We start from the raw sequence: 22,797 nt of genomic DNA on the forward strand, positions 1-22,797 counted from the left end.
TTTGTTTCTTTACTGGCTTGGGAACTAAATTTTTTATTTCTTTAAGCATTTAATTTTTACACGATTAATTATGTTTACTTCTAGTATTAGTTCTAAGCTAGAAACTTTTAATAAATTTTGTTTCTTATTAAGCCTTTTCTAAATCATCACATCACCTCTTTTCTTTTCAAATTACTTTATTGTTTAAGGATTACAAAAATTTTTATTAGTAGAAATGGCACATTTGTTAATAAGCTAAGTCGAAAATAGACTGTTTAAAAATCTTTGTTATGAGCTATGGACTGCAATTTGTAGAGCTTTTACAGCTTCTTTCAGATCGTCTCGCTGCCAAACATTTCTACCGAACACAATGCCACAGGCTCCTGCTTTAATTGTTTTTTTAACACCTTCAATCACGCATTTGAAATCAGGATGAGTTTGACCTCCTAAAACTGTTACAGGAACTGGTGACCATTGAATCATTTGTGCCATTTCTTCATAGGTTCCCAATGAAGGTAATTTCAAAATATCTGCTCCCAACTCTACAGCTATCCGCATCATATCTCGAAGTACTTGTATGCTCCCGAGCTCTTCTTTAGTTGAAGTTATGCCCCATAGTACCGTTTCTAACATCACGGGTAATCCGAAACAACGATGTGCTTTTTGTATTGCAGCGGCTACGATTTCCAGGTTGTATGCATAAAGTTTCAGGTCACGCTGACCAAAAACCAAGATCATTTTTATGGCGTCCGCACCAAGTTGTATTGCATCCTCTATTTCTAAAATCTTACGATATTCTTCTGCTTCCGCTTTTCTACCTGGAACGGTTGTAGATATAAAATAGTCAGCAGCTAGTATGACTCCAGGATCATTCCTACGTTTCCAGAATTTACATACACGTCTAAATAAGCCTGGATTAAGTAACAAAGCATCAATTCCCGATTGTAAAAGTTCTTCAGTTTTTGCCATTGGATCCTCAAGACCCTTAGGAACACCCTCGATTCCGTGGTCGATTGCAATAATTACTGATTTACCAGTATCAGCATTAAACAGTCTGCTCATCCGAAGTTTAATCCCTGCATCCATTCACTTATTGACCCCCTTTTGACACGTTGTATTATTGTTTATTCATTTGAAGAATGACTTTCATGGCTTGTCCACTCATTATTAATTTATAGGCATTATGTATCTCGTTCATTGGAAAACGATGTGAAATTAATTGGTTCACAGAGATTTTTCCTTCGGATATCCACTCAGTAGCGATTCGATATAAATCTTTCTCTTCTTTTCCGCCTACACCAATCCACTCGCTACCTATAACCGATATTTCTTTATAATGGATCCAATTTGGGTCTATATTTATGGTTTGCCCAGCACCACCACCACCAAAAAGCACAACTCTTCCGCGCTCTCCAACCAGCTTTATACATGATTCTATAACATGGGGTATTCCCACTGTAGCAAGGCACACATCGGCTCTTCGACCATTTGTCCAAGCTAAAACTGAATTCTCTATTGAATCAGAATTAGGATCAATAACCACTTCAGCTCCAAATTCATGGGCAAAATTACGTCTTATTTTGACTGGTTCTATCGCCATAACATTGCCTCCAGAGCGTGCGGCTACCGCTATTATGCTTAGCCCCATCGGGCCAGCTCCCACAACAACCACTTTGTCTCCCGCTATAACTTTGGCACGCTCTCTAACCGCATGAAGGCAATCTGCAAGAGGCTCAACAAAAGTTCCTTCTTCGTAACTGACATTATCTGGCAATTGTTGAGTATATTTAAGGTTTGAAGCTGTAATCTTGGCAAATTCTGCATATCCGCCTTCACCTTCTGCAACTATACGCGAACCAACCTTGAAATCCTCAACCTTAGATCCAACTTCAACAATATCTCCTGTCCATTCATGGCCAGGATTTACTGGGAAAGGAATTGGTTTATAGTTAGGCGTTGTAAATTTTCTTATTTCAGTTGGACATATTCCACATGCACGAACCCTTACGAGGATTTCATCAGGTTCGATAATTGGAATAGGTGATTCGACTATTCGTAAGTCTTTTATTCCAAAAAGCTTTACTTCCTTCATGGTCACTTCAAAACCACTCCTCAAAAAATTAATTGGTTTTTAATTATTAAATATTTTGAGCTAGAAGACCCAAGTATTTCATAAACAGACCATAAGAATGATCATAAATATCCGCCATATTTTTTTGAACTCTTATTGTTTTTTGGTAAGTTACCCATTTTTTTAAGTTTTCAGACGAAAATATTCCCACAGCTTTTCCAGCTAAAAATGCTGATCCGATTGGGGCTTGTACTGATCCAGAAATAAGTTTTTGCTCACGTCGACATACGTTGGTAACTATTTGTGTCCAAAGTTCGCTCTTACTGCCCCCACCTCCAGCAACAATCTCATAATCCTTAAGCAATCCTGCTTTTTCTAGTTTAGAAAGACTATAGCGTAGAGCAAATGCCATTCCTTCCAGTGATGCGCGGTATAAATGTCCAAAGGTATGGCTTTGATTGATTCCTAGGATCGCACCAAACATGTTAGGATTTACTTCAGGGCTTCTCTGTCCAGTCAAATAGGGGATGATTATCAAATCATTACTACCAGGCTTAACAAGCATAGCTTCATTTTCTAATAAATCATAATCAGGTACACGATCATTCCAATTGAGAACATTTCTCAACCATTCGATTAATGCACATCCAGTTCCGAGTACACTACTTACAAAATAATTATCTGGTTCTAACCCTGGTGTTAATATGAAACCCGAAGAAACATATGGTTTCCGTACCGAGGACATCGTCACCAAAGAAGAACCATACAAAAGTACGAGGGATCCATCTTCTATGACTCCTGTGCTTACCATTTCAGCTGCTGCATCCCCAACGCCAGCAATAACAGGAGTTCCTTCTGGTAAACCTGTTTCACGAGCGGCATCACTTATTACGGTACCAACCAATTCTGTAGACCAACGCAATTGTGGAAGTAAGGAGAAGTCAATGCCCATTCTGTTGAGAGCATCGACATCCCACTTACAATTACTAAAATCATACCCATAGCCGCCATCACCAGCAGAGAAGTGATCCCAACAAGCCACTCCAGTTAAACGCAAAACAACATAACCATTTGTCCCTAAGAACCATTTTGTTCTTTTGTATAACTGAGGTTCATGACGCATTAACCACAACATTTTTGGCCCAATACATTGAGTGGATAAAACATTGCCACTACTTTCTAAGATTTCCTTTGGACCAACTTTTGAATTAATCTCATTGATTTCTTCAATAGCACGGCGATCAATACTATAGAGAATTCCTGGACGAAGTGGTTTTCCGTTGTAATCTACGGGTAACAGTGTAGGGCATGTTCCGCTAACACCTATACCGGCAATTTTCGATCGCTTAGGAGCTTGAGACATAAGAGAACGCACAACAGCTACAAAACCACCCCACCAAACTTGATCGGCGTCCTGTTCCGCCCAAGTCGGTTGAGGTCTATTTACACTATGGAATACAAGATGAGATGCAATTATTCTTCCACTTTCGTCAACCAAGACTCCCTTGGTTGACGATGTGCCTATGTCTACTCCAATCAGAAGCAAGTGCCCAATCCTCCCTTATAAATGTGAAATAATATATTCAGTTAGCGTGAGCCGGTATCGCCTTTTCAACAAATCGCTGACGGAGTAATTGGAGATCGCCAACCACAGGGGTTCCCCATTTTTTTCCCGTATAAGCTCCGGGTTTATGATCAAAAATTGTGCCATATTGGAAAATTGCAATCCCAGGTGTATTAACTTCACGAGCAATATCAATTAGTTTGGCTACATAATTCATATCTGGTGCTTTTGATAGAAAATTAATATTTTCTCCCGCTAAAGGATGTGGTATGCCAAGTGCAGATATCCCTGGATACAATTTAGTTCTTTCGGGTATTGAAGCTCGGAGTCTTTCAATTGTTTGTCTATAATATTCTGGTGAGTACCAATAAACCATTGGACACACGAAATCAAGAAACTTCGAGAATCCAATCCAGTCACAGTAAACTTGGCTTGGAGCAGTTCTAGGATTTGGGAATACTGCAGCAGATAATTTAACATTAATTGAATTAGCTTTAACCACATTATGAAGGTATTCCACAGTATCATGAACATTCTGGTTGTAATAATTAATTACCGATCCAGCCCTATCTAAAGCAGTTGCCAAAGCCTCAGGATCCAAGGAGTCAAAACCTTTAGCATTAAGCAAATCAACCGTCTGGTCCATGGTTAGGTTGAATCGCTCTTTAATGTTTTTCCTGCAGTTGTCACAGAAACATACTGAACGAGGATAACGAATGAAGTCAATATTAATTCCATCAACTGGGTACTTTTCGATGACTTCCTGAACGAGTGAACCAAGATATTCACGATATCCCAAATGACTTGCACAAACGAACTCGCTACGACGTCCTTTTCTATCTACGACAGCCCATTCAGGGTGCTGGGCTAATTGAGGTAATTTGCCCCTTACGGCTTTTGCCCCAATATCACCCTCGGTAAATATTGAAAAATAAGCGTGAACCTCAATTCCAACATCATGTGACATCTTAATTACATCACCAAAGCTGTCGTAATCATAACAGGCTTCATGACTTAAACCGATTTCGCTAGGATACCATAACGCAGGAGCGGTGTTTGCCATACGAGCTTTTACAAGCCAGAGGAGCATATTTACTCCCAAGTATTTTGAGTCATCAACAATCTGCTTTACGCCTTTAGCATTAAAGCCTCCTTTTAAAATTTCATCTTGCTGTGTTTCAACCCATAAAGCTCGTCCTTCTTTAAGTGACATAAAATTTCCATCTCCTTTCAAAATAATTAGTCGTAAAAATATTCTTAGGTGAGATAATTTTACTTAATGGCCAGTCTTTTATCCCAATTAAAATCATTCCAATTCACTTGTGTTTATTTAAAGAAATCTATTAATATGAAAACTAATAACATCACTACGGTGAAATGTACGAGAATACCAAATAGGTCGTCCGTTCTGAGTATAATAAGTATGTTCTATTAGCATTACATGATTTCCAATTGGAATATTAAGTTTTTCACTTATCATTTCATCAGCTGTGTGGGAATATAAATATGCTAACGCACGGACTATCGGTCCATGTTTTAATGAAAGGTATTGAAGCAGAGATTCAGTAAATTTATTTTTATCCTTTTCATTAATGTACTTATTTGGGATAAAATTTATATCATAGCAAATACGAATGTCATTAGCTGTACGGACTCTTTCGATCACAGTAATTTCATCCCCAACATTAATCTTTAACATCTGCGCAATCAAATTGTTCGCAGGCTCACATCTCCAGTGTCTAAAAGCAGTACCAGGTTCCATTCCGGCACTTTCTATAATTTGAGTTATGGAGTTTAATCTTTCGAGTCCAGCATCTAAGTTTAGTCTTTTAGCTAAAACTATTGTGCCCACCTTTCGTCGCCTAGATATATAGCCTTCTGATTCTAGGCGTAAAAGAGCTTCTCTTAGAGCAGTTCTACTAACACCAAGCTGTTTTGCCAGAACCATCTCCGGAGGAAGCTTGTCTCCAACAATGTCTTCCTCGGAAATAAATTCCAGAATTCGCTCATACACACGAGTTGAGACTGGTTGATTTAGTAAAGGTTTCATTTTCTTCATAAAAATCTTTCATCCCCTTCTAATTGTTAAAATAAATGATAATACGTATTACCATATGTAAAACATAACTTATCCTATTTAGATTACATCTACAAATCAATATTTTTATATTGGATGTAACTTTTGAATTATATGGTATTACGTATAACCATTTATAAAACACAAACCAACCTTGTACGAAAACATGTTGGTTTAAACTAAGCTATCATAAAATACTTAATTTATCAATACTTAAAATTAATTTATTAAATCTCAATTAAAATTAGATCATACGTTGAGATAAAATTTTTGCTTTTTATTGTTCATCACTAATAAAGGATCCATCTTTTAAATGATGGATATGGCTAAAATCCATTCTAATAGTTAGACTAACCTGGTGAATTCTCTAAAAAACTATCAACAATAATTTCTTGTAATTTTCACCCTATTTTCCTTAAAAGATTAATAATATAAGCGTTTTTTTGCTAACATTTTAAGCAATCACACGCTAAAAGTATTCTGTTTTTGAAATACTTTCTCTGGCTGTAAATTATGTGAATCTTACTAAACAGAACAAGCTTATTCATGATAAGCTTCAAAAATAATTGTATTCGGTTTAAAGACCAGATGAGGCTTGAAATGTATTTTATTAACGATAAAAGATAATGTGATAAAACCTGGTAATCAAGTAAGGGAATTTAATTTTTTTAATAAATTACTCAATATCTCTGTATTTACTCTCTTTCTTCCAATCTTTGCTAGGGATGAAATGTACTTCATCTCTCCATATTGAGCTAACAACTGCATTATTACAATAGCAACATTCAAGAATAAGCTGGATTGAGATGTTATTCCAAGATCATGCTAATTAGTTATGTGGATTGTATTAACGGATCAAAAACATAGAGATCCCTCAAATTATTTCTTCCTGTAAATGATGGACAATTAATTCCAGGTATTAAAAGCAGACGCGATAATGTAAAACTAATTCAATTTTGTTGTATATAAGAAAGGTATTTAACAATTGAATTTGTTTTATGTCTAACTATATCTGTGAGACTTTGTTATATATAGGTTATGAGTTATGTAATTAGTTCATCAATTGTGCTCTGAATTTATTCAATAACCCTTTCTTCTCTTCTGCTAGTCCAGGGGTAATCCAAAATTGTGCTTTTTGTGCATTGTACAAGCATTACCCTCTTGTATATATCTACTATAAAACTTATTGAAACTATTACAGCCAAAAGGGTTTAAGTATTAAAGTACTTCATAAACTGGTATTGGTGTTTTTGCAGGAAGTTTCGCAATTACCGAGTATATAAATGAGTAAATAAACCCGTATTGCCAGCAAGAATTATCTTGTAATTGTTGGATATGTATGACGTATATGCTGGTCTTTTATCAAGACACCAGACTAACCCTCTATTCTTTCAAATCCTCTTTTATCTTCAGAAATTCGTCCCGTGAAATTTCTCCTTTGGCATACCGTTTCTGTAAAACCTCCATAGGGGTATCACCCGTTCGTTTCACCGGCTCGGGTGAAATCCGATAACGTTGAAACACCACGAATATCAAAGCTAAGATAACGATCAATGCTAATAGTCCTATTCCAAACATGCCACCCCACCTCCAACTCATCCAATCCCAGGACATCATATGTGGCCAACCCCATCCTGGATATCGGTATCTGTCATAAGCAAAAGCTTCTCTGGGGATTATTCCGGAGATTACAAACATTAACGCTAACCATATTATTTTATATCTCATGTCATTCACCCGCTTTTAATCAATAGAATTTTTCATCAAGTAAAACTATGAAACGTCATCAAGTGGTATCTCCTCTCAATAGTTGTTCAGTTTGATAAGCCAAAGTCGGAACTGGTAGATCTCCTCGGTTTGGGTAGCTATGATATCCCGGGCTAAATTGAGAAGTTTTGGATCCTCCCCCTGCATAAGGATTGGAATTGCCATCTCAATCGCACTCAGATGGTGATCGACCATGAGTTCAACGAAAGCACGCTCAGGATTGGTAGCTTCTTGAAGGAGTTTGAGCATGGTTTCCATTTCATGTGCCATTGTTGTTTGAGCTGAGGTATCATTTGCAACCCATTCAGTAATCCAACTCTTCATGAGGGCGATTTCTTCTTTCTGATTATTAATAATCGACTCTGCCCAGCTGAGAACCTGCGGGTCTTTAGCAAGAGGAATAACATACTGGCTCATTTCCACTGCTCCCTCATGATGGGCGATCATCATCGATAAAAACTTTACATTCAACTCTTCTCCGGGAATATTAACCATCATACCGGTTCCATGTTCCATCTCTTCATCGCCATGATTGGTTTGGGCAAAAGCTCCACCAATGAGAAGAAAAACCAAGAAAATGCTTAATAATAGAGAAATAAATTTATTTTTAATCTTCATCATTATCACCTCACTCATATTACTAATATAACATTTGTCTGATAGAAGTTATTCCTTAATGGAAAATGGCAAGGGATTTATTTATATTAATGGTTCGGGGATAATTTTTCTTAGTCTTTAACAAAGAAAATCCACATCGAATAAAGGCGGATCTCATTGGAAAAGAAGGGAGAGGTACGAGTCGAAAATCGCTGGAGAAAGAATATACAATGAAAACCAAGGAGCTTAACGAACCTTTTTTCTACAGGATATAGATTCTTACTTCGAATCCCTTAGCCTTTAAGTTTCTCAGATTCCTTGGCAATTATTATATTTCCGACACTTTTTTCATTTGTTATGATGAGCAAAGACGATAAAATATTTATCTGTGAAGTGTTCTTAGAAAATTCGATTTTAGTAATAACAGAAAAATGAGTAATTCCATTTAAGGTCTTGATACGAAAATTCTCTCGATTTACTATCTTTCTTCCAATCTTTGCTAGGGATGAAATGTAGTTCATCACTTCATATTGTTCTAATGACAGTATTTTCAACAATAGCAAGCTCCTTTCTACTTCTTAATTACTTCCTTTGTAGCTTTAAAGATAGTAAATACCAGGAACACTTCCTACTGATGACCTTTTAATTCTATTCACCAGTTTAAAAATTCTATTTCGATTTGAGAAGAAATCATGCCAGTTTATATTCTTTAAATAGCTTTCTCATGGCTCAACAGTAGCTGAGAGAAAACCGTTTAGTAACTCTAAGATTACTGAATCCTCAGAACTTTAGGTTAAATCTCAAGTGATTTACTATGAGGGTCTCTTGGGGTGAATTAATATCTATTACAAGAGAAAGAAAATCTGTGAGTCATTCCCATGCCCACTAGACAAGGCAGGAAGGGGGAATGACTCACAGATTTATTGAACTTTATTGGAAAAAGACGTGAGCACCTTCGGTATATGCTGGGGGAGAACCATGTCGATTTCCTAGTAATTCATTGCCAGCAATGTTATATGATACTCCTTCTGCTGGATCCAGCGGACTTCCGGTTGGTATATCATTTGTACTCCAGTCGCTTACAGGCAGAAGACTGCTGTTCGAAATCACCCAAATTCCTCCACCGAAGTAATCCGCAGTGTTATAAATAATTTCATTATTTGTAATAGTAGGAAAACTATAATTATTAACAGCAATTCCACCACCGTTACTGTTGTTATCACCAGATACTATGTTGTAGCTAATAGTATTGCCGGAAACGTTGAGATAAGTCGCCCCAAATGACATACCGGCAATACTAATCCCGCCGCCGTTACTATTTTTTGCTTCGTTGTAGCTGATATCGTTATTTGTGATTTCATTGCCACTTACATTCCCAGATGAATTAACATAAATCCCACCACCACCACTACCAGAACCATCTACTGTGTTATATTCTATAGTGTTACCGGTAACGATAAAAATCCTATTAAATATGTAAATTCCGCCCCCACAGACTGCCGTGTTCCCGGTGATTGTGTTGTTTCTAATGGTAGTGATCTCATCAGGACTACCATTATTAAGCAGACAAATCCCTCCGCCAAAATAGCTTGTTGTGCTATTCCCGCTGATGGTATTTCCAGTGATAATGGCAGAGCAATAATTCCCAACATAAATCCCTCCCCCCATCATCCCCCAATTGAATGCCGTGTTCCCAGTGATAGTATTTCCGGTAATGGTGGTGACGGTATAAGGATAATTGCCCTCAACACTAATTCCAGCACCTGTGCTAGTTGCTGTATTATTTATGATTTTGTTGTTTTCGATAAAGGGAGAACTTTCGAAAACATATATACCTCCACCATCATTTGCAGATCCATTTTGAATGGTAAATCCTTGCAGGGATGAGGTATCACGTCCGGTAAACTGAACGACAGAACCACTATTTCCACCATCGATAATTGTGGCAGCAACAATACTCAAGTTTGAAGGATCAGTGCTTCGAAGGGTAATGTTTTTATTATTAATTATGAGGTTTTCAGGGTAGGTTCCCGGACAGACGATGATGGTATCCTCGGTTGATGCAGCATCAATAGCCGCCTGGATGGTATCGTAATCGGTACCAGTAGTAGCATTGTATGCTTTTTTAGCTGTGAAATGAGCTGTTACCGTTTTATCGCCATCCATGGTGACAGTAGTCGTGGCGCTGTTGGGATCAGCCACATCACCGGCCCAGTTCTCGAACTTGTAACAATTCAATGGAGTGGCAGTGATCGTGACTGGAGGAGTACCATCATCATAGAGGTGATCACCCACTGCGGGGCTGGTCGTCCCTCCTCCTTGCGGGCTCACTTCCATTGTCAGAGTATGCTTCTGGACGTAGGTCACGGTGACGGTCACATCGCTGGCTGGCATAGCACCGGAAACCGTCGCCTGGTCGGGAGTGAATCCAGGAATGGTTGGTGAAGTGACATTATAGGAAGCGCCTTCAGCAAGGGTATCCGTGTGACTGGGAGCCGCTTCGCCACCACCTTGATAGACATAGTTAATGGTCAGAGTATACAGCGTTGGTGTCGGAGTCGGGGTTGGTGTCGGGGTTGGTGTTGGTGTTGGTGTCGGAGTTGGTGTTGGTGTCGGGGTTGGTGTTGGAGCAATGGGAATATGAAAATGAGTTTTGGCATAGTTCTTTGCCAGTTGGATGACTACACTATCTTTTTGGGCATCTCGACAGTCGGAAAGAACGACTTTCACCGTATCGAGGAGCTCTTGAGGAATGGTCTCAATGGGAATGGAGATTAATATATCTTTAATGGGGATCAAGCCTGACTGCAAGGATTCAACCACTTCCCAGAGAATCACCTGAGCGGTGGTGATAGAGTTGGCTTCCCCTCCATCGCTGGTAGTTGGAGAGATGGCTATCTTGATCCAAACCTCTCCATGGTTAGCATAGAGAAGATAAGCCTCATCGGTGAGTCCGGAGATCTCGTACTCACCCTGGCAGTTGGTTTTGCCGGTGAGGATTTGGCCATTATTGCCTTTGAGAAGAATATCGGCATTGGGAAAAGGTTCTCCATCAGTGATTGAAGAATTATTACAAACATCGGTGAAACATTCATTATCTGGGATTACCACGACTCCTTTGAGAGTGAAGGTGTTATCGGTTGTTCCGGTTGATGAAGTTCCTGAATGAAAACCCCTGGTACAGCTACTGATGAAAACAATCAAAACGAGTACGGTCAAAACTTCCAGCCAAATCCTAAACCTTTTCAAAATAGTCCCTCCCATATTATAAAAACCAATTTCTACTATTATAGTTAATAAAATTACAAATAGAAAAGTAGAAAGAAGATTATTTAAGCAAATCAGAAGGATTAATTTCTGATCAATAATATCTAAGGATGATACAATTGTCATGACTTTGTGGTTCATTTTATTCTCTGATGAGTTATTTATGTCTTTTGATACAACAAATTCGAAGCTCTTGTTGGTTATCTCCTCGCTTTCATTCCAATAAAAATGGTGGGCTTTCAACAATTTTTAGATATAGTTTTGCGGTTAAGGAAGAAATATCAACAGTCCAAGAGACTTTGGTTTTAGCTATTTTCTTTCTGATCATTGCCTCCATGTCGAGAAAGTTTATATCGTTGGGGAATAATTGGTAAGGCTTCTTGGGACAGATGCCGGCATCTAGAGTTAAGAGAATGAAGCAAGAATTGAGAAGACCGATAAAGGTTTTTTTATCAGGCAAGATGAGAAGTTTTTGATAAGCTCTTCTGTTAGATTTTTATCTTTTCCTTCATCCTTTCTCTAGAAAAAGTGAATAGGATTCCTGGAAAGGACTCCTGTTTTTACCAAGCAAGAGAAGAATGAAATCAAATAGGTTCTCTGGACGTTAAGGGGAGCTGGGGGCAATTTCTGAAGTTGAGAAATACTCGTTGACCCTTTCCCAGAGTGATAGCTCGTCGTCAATATCATCTTGGTAACTTTGGAAAAAGAGGTTGATATGTAATTTACAATCCCGAATGGTTCTTTTCTCGTAATCCTTGAATTTTCTTATCTGTAGTAAAATCTGAGAGACATTTATTCCAGTTTATTGTATTTAAGAGTTGAATGGCTCTTGCCATTTATAAAAACCTCTTTCTGAAGAACGCTGGATTCAAAATTTTTATTAAAAGGAAGAGTTTAAAATATGGCTTTATAAAGCGAATAAGCTTAATAGGTCAGAGCGCTGGACTGTGGACTGTGGCTCCAGGGGTTGGGGGTTCAAGTCTCCTTCACGAACCCCACTTGTTATTCAGCTTCATAGAGCTAAATATACGTTTATTTTTATTCGTATTGCACACTCCAAAACTTACGAATCCATGATAGCCTCTTCAAATGATTCGTGATATTCGAACGCTAAGTATATAATTCAGCTAACCAAATTAAATGCCTTCATAGGGTCATTAATTGAGAATTAACATATAAATAGCCTCCATTCTAAGAGATATTAAACAAAGAGAGTTTTAGGAAAGTAATGTTAAATCATAATCTATAAAACCATAGAATTATTGACATCAAGATTGATTAGTTAAGGTAACTGTAGGAGTGGATTAAGGTTTGAGATGATTGCATTAGGATGGTTGGCCGGTTTAAAGATGAAAAATGTGGGAAAAGTTAATTCGTCTCATCCATTTAAACCAACGAAGACATTGTCCTAAAATATATTGAGATAAAGGAAAAGGAAGATTCAGGAGGAGTGTAATTTAAATTATTTCAAGTATCCTGCAGGTTAATGCAGCGGGTATCTATTCATGCAGAACTCATTTTCAAGGGACAATTTAATTGAATAAGAACCATATAGTAGTGTATAGTATAATAAATTTGAGATAAGAAGGGCTGTTTTGCTGGATGATTTTGGTTCAAAAGCTATCTTTTAGACGAAAATATCCACACTTGTTTACTAAACATTTGAATATTAGGTTTTGGTTCTTTGGTGTGGGTCATATCTCCATTAAATCAGACAAAAATGCTTATGTTTTACCAGATGAAATCACTAACAAGATTTAGAAATTTATTGTTTTGGGTTCTCGTAAAGCCGGATTTTTTAATAAAGAATTGGTATGTTCACGATTTGCTTATCTCTAGATGTGTTTTGCAAAAGAACTTCTTTCAAAAAGTTCATTTCTAAAAAACCATCCTTTGGGATTGAATTTCCAAATGATTAACGATATGAAACTATGATTCAAGTTTTGTAATCTTTAATAGATAATTTGAAGGTATAACATAGCACTCCTCAGTTTTTTAGGTATGAAAAATTTAATGTTGGCATTTTAAATGATACTCATTACCATGGTATAAAAGTTCAATCAACTTTGAGAAGATATCTCGTTTTAGATATTGCCGTAATTATAGAGTTGAACACTTAGAATTAATCAATAAACGAAAATACGAAATGAAGATTTCAATACATGGTTAATTGTTAACGAGTGAAATATAGATACAATTTAGAAAATAATTACTGAGTAGATGAAAAGAATTGTATAATTTTACTTAGTCCCTTGATCGTGTGATTTGTAAAGAAAGGTATCTCATTCTGATTATCAAGATTTTAGAACTCATTCGGTTTAAAGATCTCATATACCAGCAGGTGTTGCTCATAACAACCATGCCTCGGTGTTTAATGAGTTCCCCCATGGCTTCCTTCCTATTTTTTAAGATATTTTCAAAGTTAAAAACGGAAACTGTACCAACACCTTTTATAAAAAGCAGTTCATGAGCAGCCACTTTTGCCAACGGTTAATCTACTCCATAACAGCGGGTAATGGCAATATATTAGAGATTATTGTAGAGAAAGGATTGGCTTGAGCCCTTAATCAACGCGTTTACTTTTTAGATAAACGGACATTTTTATATATAAATAAAACAGGCTAATCGAAATGACCTTATAAAAAGGAGATTGAAAATGAAGGTGGGTAATAAAGCAAACCGGTCATCCTTTCGCCGTCTAAGGGATCGTTTTTTGGATAAAGGTCTGACGAGAAAAACCATCGGCGAAGAAGTGCCATTACGATCTGAATTACTCAGCAGTGATCAAATGAAACAGCATGGCAAAAGACTCGCCGCCTCACACACTATAAGTCCAGAACGAATTCCTGACCAGCATCTGAAACGCTTAGCCGAAAATGAAAGGGTCCTGATTGAGACATATAATCTGCTGGTAGCAGCGGTCAAGAAAAATCCCCGGATTGCTCCCGCCGAGGAATGGCTCCTCGATAATTTCTATCTCATTGAAGAACAGATTCGTACCGCCAAAAAATATTTACCCAAAAAATATAGCCAAGAATTACCACGCTTGCTCAATGGTCCATCGGCTAGGCTTCCTCGGGTGTACGATATTGCTTTGGAAATCATCCTACATGGCGATGGACGGGTAGACATGGAAAGTCTCGTTAATTTCGTCACTGCCTACCAGACCGTTAATGAATTATATTTAGGCGAGTTATGGGCAATTCCTATAATGCTTCGTCTGACCTTGATCGAGAATCTACGACGAGTTGCGGCTCGAATCAGCGCTCGTAGGATCAACCTGGATCTGGCAAATTATTGGGCTGACCGCATGATGGAGATTTCGGAGAAAGATCCGAAGAATCTAATTCTGGTGATCGCAGATATGGCTCGGTCGAACCCACCGATGGATAGCTCTTTTGTCGCGGAATTCACTCATCGATTGCAAGGCCAAAGCCCCGCTCTCGCATTGCCTCTCACCTGGATTGAACAACGGCTTACTGAATCTGGGTTAACTATAGAGCTGTTAGTGCGATCAGAAAATCAACAACAAGCCGCTGACCAGGTGTCTATGAGTAACAGCATTGGTTCTCTACGATTGTTAGGAGCAATGGACTGGCGCGAGTTCGTCGAGACTATGAGTATAGTAGATCGGGTGTTGTGGGAGGATCCGAGTGGAGTCTATGGAAAAATGGACTTTAACACCCGCGATCATTACCGTCATGTCGTGGAGAAGATTGCTAAAAGCAGCCATTGCTCCGAGAGCGAGGTGGCGCGCAAAACAATACAACTGGCACAAAAGGGTGCTTCCAAGAAAGATAAAGACGATCAAACGGCTCATGTTGGGTACTACTTAATCGATAAGGGGTTACCGCAGCTCGAACGGATAATGGGAGTGCACTTATCCCTCCCGGTAGTTTTTGGGCGGATAATCCGTCGGTTTTCGTTATTCTTCTATCTTGGAACCATCATCCTAATGACAGGAATTTTTACCTGGTGCTTATTGTATCTTACACATGCCAATGTACTAACCGGCTGGCTCCTTTCGTTGACCGGAGTTCTCTCTCTCTTGGGCACCAGTCAACTCGGGATAGCCTTGACGAACTGGTTAATTTCCTTGCTGGTGAAGCCCCATTCATTACCACGAATGGATTTTTCGAAAGGAATCCCACCGGAATCATGTACTCTGGTGGTTATTCCCACCATGCTCACTAGCGTCCACAATATCGAGGATCTCATCGAGGCACTCGAGGTCCGATATTTAGCCAACTTTGACCAAAATATTCACTTTTGTCTGTTAACCGATTTTCTTGACGCAAAAGAGGAAACCATGCCGGATGATAAAGCGTTGCTGCAAGCAGCTCGGCAGGGAATCGAAGCATTGATTGAAAAATATCGTGATACAAAAGGCGGTCACTTTTTCCTTCTCCATCGCCCCCGACGGTGGAATCCTACTGAAAAGATATGGATGGGTTACGAACGGAAACGGGGGAAGCTCATAGCATTGAACTCGTTTCTGCGAGGTGGAGCAAAAGACCGTTTCTCAATGATTATTGGTAGAATTGAAATCTTACATAAAATAAAATATGTCATTACCCTTGACACTGATACCCAACTCCCTCGCGATTCGGCACGACAGTATGTAGGTACTATGACACATCCACTGAATTGTGCCCAATACAATGAAGAAAGACGGCTTATCACCAGGGGGTACGGAGTTCTTCAACCGCGGGTAGATCCAAGTTTGCCTGGTTCGAGTCGGTCATGGTATGCGCGATTCTGCTCCAGCGAACCGGGTATTGATCCCTATACTCGTGTTGTTTCCGACATTTACCAAGATTTGTTCGGTGAAGGCTCATTCATTGGCAAGGGGATCTATGATGTCGATGTGTTCAATCAAGTGTTCGATGGTCGCTTTCCTGAAAACCGGATTCTGAGCCACGACCTCTTAGAAGGTTGCTACGCGCGGGCGGGTTTATTAAGTGATGTGCAGTTGTATGAAGAATATCCATCACGCTATAGCTCGGACGTGAGCCGGCGGCATCGTTGGATTCGTGGCGATTGGCAGATTGCCTCGTGGCTGCTGCCACACGTCCCCAGCTTCGGCAACCACCGAGAGAAAAATCCGCTCTCGAGACTTTCCCGGTGGAAAATCCTCGACAATCTTCGTCGCAGTCTCATCCCCTCAACCATGATGCTGTTATTCCTTCTTGGCTGGACAGTCTTGTCGCTATCCTGGTTTTGGTCTTTGGCAATTATCGGGATTTTTTTAATTCCGTCTTTGGTTTCATCGGTTTTTGAAATATTCCGAAAACCAAAGGATGTGCTCTTTCTGCAGCATCTCATTTCCACCTTCTATTTGACTGTTAAACGCTTCACCCAGGCAACATTTACATTCATTTTTTTACCATACGAAGCTTTTTTCAGTCTGGATGCGATTTTACGTACTGCCTGGCGGTTGCTGGTCACCCATCAAAAGCTCCTTGAATGGAATCCATCGAGCAATCCACATCTCAATACGTCAAATCTAACTAGCCATTACCGGGAAATGTGGGTCGCTCCGATCAGTGCCTTTGCCATAGCGACCTACCTGGTGCTTTCTAAGCCAACTATGTTGTTAGTAGCCGGGCCTATACTGACACTCTGGTTTGTTTCCCCGATTATTGCCTGGTGGATCAGCCAACCTTTTGTTCCCCGCTCACATCAGCTCACAACCAAACAAACCTTATTTCTCCGAAAGCTTTCTAGAAAAACCTGGGCGTTTTTCGAAAATTACGTTGGTATTGAAGATCATTGGCTACCGCCAGATAATTATCAGGAGCATCTCACTGCGGAGGTTGCACACCGCACATCACCAACCAACATAGGGCTCGCACTTCTTGCGAATTTAGCCGCATATGACTTTGGTTATCTTCCGACTGGGCAACTCATAGGCCGTATAGAAAGCACTTTCATCACCATGGAATCCCTGGAACGTTACCGGGGTCACTTTTATAACTGGTACGACACCCTGTCCCTTCAACCACTTCCTCCACTCTATATTTCAACCGTTGATAGTGGAAACCTCGCTGGTCATCTATTGACGTTGCGTTCAGGCCTATCCACTCTTCCCGATCATAAGATACTAAGCACCCAATGGTTAGATGGTCTCAATGACACGCTCAATGTTTTAATGGACATCGGGGGTGAGTTGGTCTCCCATCAGTTTACAGAATTTAAGGGGAATTTAACCTCAGTGTCTGATCTATCAACCATGACGCTCACATCAGCTTGGCATTGTATTGATCGACTGGCGGAATCAGCGACTGAGGCAATTAATCATTTGGAGATAGACTCAGAAAACGAGATAATGTGGTGGGCAAATGCTTTAGTCCGTCAATGTCGAAACCTCCTTGATGAGTTGACATATTTTGTTCCCTGGATATTGATTCCGTCAGTATTCAAAAAGTTTAGCAACATTTCTGGTTTGAATGAAATCCCAACACTTCGTGAATTAACCAGCTTCCCGGCAAAGTATTCGAAAGCAATCGAAAACCAATACGTCTTGATTAACACTCTCGAGGAACGTAAATGGCTTGATGAGCTTCAAAGGCTCATAATAGAATCAAGCGAACGTGCTAGGGCAAGAATGAATAGTATTGATCGTCTGGTTCGACAATCCAGCGAGCTCGCCCACATGGAATATGACTTCCTGTACGACAAGGACCGGCATTTATTAGCAATTGGGTATAGTGTAAGCGAACATCGACAGGATTCGAGTTTTTATGATCTGCTGGCTTCTGAAGCCAGATTGGGAAATTTCGTGGCAATTGCCCAGGGACAATTGCCACAGGAGAGCTGGTTCGCTCTGGGACGCCTTCTTACTAACACCGGAAGAGAACCGGTTCTCGTTTCATGGAGTGGTTCAATGTTCGAATACCTCATGCCGCTCCTGGTTATGCCGACTTATGAAAACACCTTACTCGACCAAACCTACCGGGGAGCCGTTGAAAGACAAATTCAATATGGAAAAAAACGGGGAGTTCCATGGGGTATTTCGGAGTCATGTTACAATTCAATTGACGCTCGTCTCAACTATCAGTACCGTGCGTTTGGTGTCCCCGGTCTGGGTCTCAAGCGTGGTCTCGTTGATGATTTGGTTATTGCACCCTATGCATCTATTCTTGCGTTAATGGTTGCACCAGAGGAGGCTTGTCTGAACCTCGAGCAGCTCGCTACCAAAGGGTTTTTAGGAAAATTCGGTTTTTATGAAGCCATCGACTACACACCTTCTCGTCAACATCCCGGTCAATCAAGTACCGCAGTCCGTTCCTTCATGACCCATCATCTGGGTATGAGTATCCTCTCTCTGTCCAATACACTCCTCGATCGTCCGATGCAGAAGCGATTTGAGTCGGACCCAATGTTCCAGGCCACAATGCTTCTGCTCCAAGAACGTGTTCCAAAGGCCTCAGCTGTCTATAGCCATACCACCGGCTTATCCGATTTATTAGCAACCTCCAGTAGCATGGAAGCACCGATACGTGTTTTTGATAGTCCCGATACACCATTTCCAGAAGTGCAGTTGTTGTCGAACGGCAGATACCATGTGATGGTTACCAATGCCGGTGGCGGTTACAGCCGCTGGAATGACATAACCGTCACCCGCTGGCGTGAAGACGTCACCCGCGATAATTGGGGTACGTTCTGCTACATCCGTGATGTAGCCAGTGGAGATTTCTGGTCAGCTACCTTTCAACCGACACTGAAACGAGCGAAGAATTATGAAGTTATTTTTTCTGATGCCCGGGCAGAGTTCCGCTGCCTTAATCGAACTTTCGAAACCCATACTGAAATCACAGTTTCACCGGAGGATGATATCGAGCTGAGACGAATCCGCATCACCAACCGTTCCCGGATGCGAAAATCAATCGATGTCACCAGTTATGCTGAGGTTGTTCTCGCGTCGGCTGCAGCTGATGAGTTGCACCCGGCATTTAGTAATCTTTTTGTTCAGACAGAGATTAACCACCCACAGCAAGCTATTTTATGTACACGGAGACCTCGCTCAACCGACGAACATCCTCCCTGGATGTTTCACCTGATGGTCGTACATGGGGCAGAAGTCGGAGATATATCCTATGAAACCGATCGTATGCGATTTATTGGACGTGGAAACACCATCGTTGATCCAGCGGCGATGCACGATTTATCGGCACTTTCGAATAGCCAGGGTTCTGTCATCGACCCGATTGTCGCAATCCGGCATGGGATTATGCTCGATCCAGGAGAATCGGTAATGATATATATTATAACTGGAGTCGGGGAAACCCGTGATGAAGTTTTAAGCTTGGTAGAAAAATACCAGGACCAGTCTCTCGCCGACCGTGCTTTTGACCTTGCCTGGACCCATAGTCAGGTGGTTCTGCGGCAAATCAATGCTACTGAGTCCGACGCTCAAATTTATGGGCACCTTGCCAGCTCCATAATCTACGCTAATTCCTCCTTACGTGCCGATCCGAGCATTCTCAGCAAAAATCACCGCGGTCAATCCGGTTTGTGGGGTTACTCCATATCCGGGGATTTACCCATTGTGCTAGTACGGATTGGAGATCCGGCACATATTGAACTGGTACGTCAACTTGTCCAAGCCCATGCGTATTGGCGATTAAAGGGATTAGTAGTGGATCTGGTGATCTGGAATGAAGATCACTCTGGTTACCGGCAACTGCTTCACGATCAGATCATGGGTCTGATTGCTGCCGGTCTCGAAGCTAATTTAACCGATCGTCCGGGTGGTATTTTTGTTAGAATCACCGACCAATTATCGAATGAAGATCGTATCATGTTCCAAACGGTTGCTCGCGTTATTATCAACGATGATCGTGGGACACTGGCAGAGCAAATCAACCGTTACCGATTTGTAGAATCGATCATTCCTCCATTCTCGAGAGTGAAACGACCTACCGTCAAATCCTCTCCATCGGCTGAATTGCCTCACCGAGATCTGATCTTCTTCAATGGGTTTGGAGGGTTCACTCCCGATGGTCGCGAATATATTATTACCACCAAGCATAAACGATTAACACCAGCACCTTGGGTGAATGTACTGTCAAATCCCACTTTTGGAACTGTTATTTCCGAAAGTGGTTCATCCTATACCTGGGGCGAGAACGCTCATGAATTTCGGCTCAGTCCCTGGCACAACGATCCGGTGGTTGATGCAAGTGGAGAAGCCTGGTATATTCGTGATGAAGAAAGCGGACGCTTCTGGTCACCCACACCACTTCCCAGTCGGGGCACTAGACCGTATATCAGCCGTCATGGTTTTGGTTACTGTGTCTTCGAACATATTGAAAGAGGCATCCACTCCGAGATGTGGGTTTACGTGGCGCTGAATGCACCAATCAAGTTCACGGTGTTGAAAATTCGGAACAAATCAGGTCGAAACCGGCGTCTTTCTGCTACCGGATTTGTAGAATGGGTTTTGGGAGATCTGAAGACGAAAACGACCATGCATCTGATCACTGAAGTTGATCCCAGTAGCGGAGCACTCTTTGCCCGTAACCCTTACCATACCGAGTTCGCTGAACGAGTTGCCTTTTTCAGTGTGGACGATTCATCTCGGACATTTACTTGTGATCGTAATGAATTTCTGGGACGGAATGGTACCTATCAAAATCCTGCAGCCATGAACCGAAAAAGACTTTCTGGAAAAGTGGGAGCTGCACTGGATCCATGTGCTGCTATTCAGGTAACTTTCGAGCTGATAGACGGACAAGAGCGTGAATTTGTCTTCACATTGGGAATGGGACAGGATGCCAATGATGCCAGCCAATTAGTACAACGTTTTCGGGAATCTGACGCTGCACGAGGCGAACTCGAATCAGTATGGCAGTATTGGAATCACACTCTGGGAGCAATTAACGTAAATACGCCTGATCCAGCTCTCAATATCCTGACTAATGGCTGGCTCTTATACCAGACCGTAGCTTGTCGGTTATGGGCGCGTACCGGTTATTATCAGTCAGGGGGAGCCTTTGGCTTTCGTGATCAACTCCAGGATGTGATGGCGCTCATTCACACTGAGCCAGGTTTGGTTCGTGAACACTTGCTTCGTTGTGCGGCTCGACAATTCCGGGAGGGAGATGTCCAGCACTGGTGGCACCCCCCCTCAGGCCGAGGTGTTCGAACCCATTGTTCAGACGATTATCTCTGGTTACCACTGGTAACCAGCCGTTATGTTTTGAACACGGGAGACATAGGCGTGCTGGATGAATCTCTCCCCTTCATCGAAGGCCGCCCAGTAAAAGATGAGGAAGATTCCTATTATGATCTGCCCGAACGATCTGAGGAAACCGCCAGCCTATACGAACATTGTGTGCGAGCTATCCTGAGAGGTTTACGTTTTGGTGAACATGGATTACCACTGATTGGTTCCGGTGATTGGAACGATGGCATGAACCTAGTAGGTATTCAAGGGAAAGGTGAAAGCGTCTGGCTCGGATTTTTTCTATATGATGTGCTCACTCAGTTCGCCGAGGTTGCCCGCAGGCATAACGACATCTCCTTTGCCGAACGTTGTAGGAGCGAGGCGATTCGTGTACGTTTGAATATCGAACAACATGGCTGGGATGGACAATGGTACCGTCGTGCATTCTTTGACGATGGAACAGTGCTTGGTTCATCAAACAGCCTTGAATGCCAGATTGATTCGATTGCACAAAGTTGGTCTGTTCTCTCTGGAGCGGGTGATGTTGAGCGGTCACAGACTGCTATGAAATCGGTAAACCAGCGTCTGGTTCACCGTGACCAAGCTCTGATACAACTTTTGAACCCCCCGTTTGATAAATCGAATTTAAATCCTGGTTACATAAAAGGGTACGTTCCGGGAGTGAGGGAAAATGGCGGGCAATACACTCATGGAGCAATCTGGGTGGTTATGGCATTCGCTGCCATGGGTGACCAACAACATACTTGGGAATTATTTTCTATCATCAATCCCATAAACCACGGAAAAACTCAGGATGAAATAAATATATACAAAGTAGAACCTTATGCGGTAGCTGCTGACGTTTATGCGCTCCCACCTCATGCTGGCCGAGGGGGTTGGTCGTGGTACACGGGTTCAGCAGGTTGGATGTATCAGTTGATAGTGGAGTCAATCTTAGGGTTGAGGCTTGATGCGGATAAACTTCGCTTTGTACCCTGTTTCCCGGTAGATTGGAAACAATTTATAGTCCATTATAGGTATCGAGAAACGGTTTATCATATCACCATAATATGTTCTTCAGGCGAAATGAGGGTGATAGTTGACGGTATTGAGCAACCCGACCAATTTATTCTCTTGATTGACGACCACCAAGAGCATTCGGTTGAGGTAATGGTTCCCGGATCAAAAGATAGAGAAGATTGCACTATCCAATAAGCATGATGAAAATTAGTCGTGAAGAATAAATGAATAGCAGGTTACGTTTATATTCAAATTACTATTTGTTTTGCTATTATTAAGTGTGA

General features: G+C 41.0%; 9 protein-coding genes and 1 tRNA gene. 2 read left to right on the plus strand and 8 right to left on the minus strand.

Annotated elements, in window-relative coordinates; translation table 11 throughout:
• Positions 1 to 267: 267 nt before the first annotated feature.
• From RT761_RS04280 to RT761_RS04315, 8 genes are all read right to left on the minus strand, one after another.
• A complete protein-coding gene (locus tag RT761_RS04280; RefSeq protein WP_218112839.1) occupies positions 268 to 1,065 on the minus strand; it encodes a class I fructose-bisphosphate aldolase in 798 nt (265 codons plus the stop codon).
• Positions 1,066 to 1,096: 31 nt separating this feature from the next.
• Positions 1,097 to 2,071 (minus strand): zinc-binding dehydrogenase, encoded by a 975-nt coding sequence (locus tag RT761_RS04285; RefSeq protein ID WP_246465302.1) that lies wholly within the window; start codon positions 2,069 to 2,071, stop codon positions 1,097 to 1,099.
• 46 nt (positions 2,072 to 2,117) lie between these two features.
• Positions 2,118 to 3,596 (minus strand): FGGY-family carbohydrate kinase, encoded by a 1,479-nt coding sequence (locus RT761_RS04290; RefSeq protein WP_218112841.1) that lies wholly within the window; start codon positions 3,594 to 3,596, stop codon positions 2,118 to 2,120.
• A 37-nt stretch (positions 3,597 to 3,633) separates the two neighbouring features.
• The gene (locus RT761_RS04295; protein ID WP_218112842.1) at positions 3,634 to 4,827 is read right to left on the minus strand and encodes a family 10 glycosylhydrolase; all 1,194 of its coding nucleotides are present in this window, start codon (positions 4,825 to 4,827) and stop codon (positions 3,634 to 3,636) included.
• 117 nt (positions 4,828 to 4,944) lie between these two features.
• Positions 4,945 to 5,673, minus strand: coding sequence for a GntR family transcriptional regulator (locus RT761_RS04300; RefSeq protein ID WP_218112843.1), 729 nt, complete (start codon positions 5,671 to 5,673; stop codon positions 4,945 to 4,947).
• Between the two features lie 1,401 nt (positions 5,674 to 7,074).
• Positions 7,075 to 7,419, minus strand: a complete 345-nt coding sequence (locus RT761_RS04305) for an SHOCT domain-containing protein (protein WP_218112844.1) — start codon at positions 7,417 to 7,419, stop codon at positions 7,075 to 7,077.
• Positions 7,420 to 7,494: 75 nt separating this feature from the next.
• Positions 7,495 to 8,079 (minus strand): DUF305 domain-containing protein, encoded by a 585-nt coding sequence (locus tag RT761_RS04310; RefSeq protein ID WP_218112845.1) that lies wholly within the window; start codon positions 8,077 to 8,079, stop codon positions 7,495 to 7,497.
• 906 nt (positions 8,080 to 8,985) lie between these two features.
• On the minus strand, positions 8,986 to 11,463 hold the full coding sequence (locus RT761_RS04315; protein WP_218112846.1) for a right-handed parallel beta-helix repeat-containing protein: 2,478 nt from the start codon (positions 11,461 to 11,463) through the stop codon (positions 8,986 to 8,988).
• 780 nt (positions 11,464 to 12,243) lie between these two features.
• On the opposite strand from RT761_RS04315, the gene RT761_RS04320 reads away from it, so the two are divergent.
• A tRNA-OTHER gene (locus RT761_RS04320) sits at positions 12,244 to 12,320 on the plus strand.
• A 1,658-nt stretch (positions 12,321 to 13,978) separates the two neighbouring features.
• Positions 13,979 to 22,708 carry a GH36-type glycosyl hydrolase domain-containing protein gene (locus RT761_RS04325; protein ID WP_218112847.1) on the plus strand — a complete coding sequence of 2,910 codons (8,730 nt, stop codon included), beginning with the start codon at positions 13,979 to 13,981 and terminating at the stop codon, positions 22,706 to 22,708.
• The last annotated feature ends 89 nt before the right edge of the window (positions 22,709 to 22,797 follow it).

This window comes from Atribacter laminatus (assembly GCF_015775515.1).
GTDB lineage: Bacteria > Atribacterota > Atribacteria > Atribacterales > Atribacteraceae > Atribacter > Atribacter laminatus.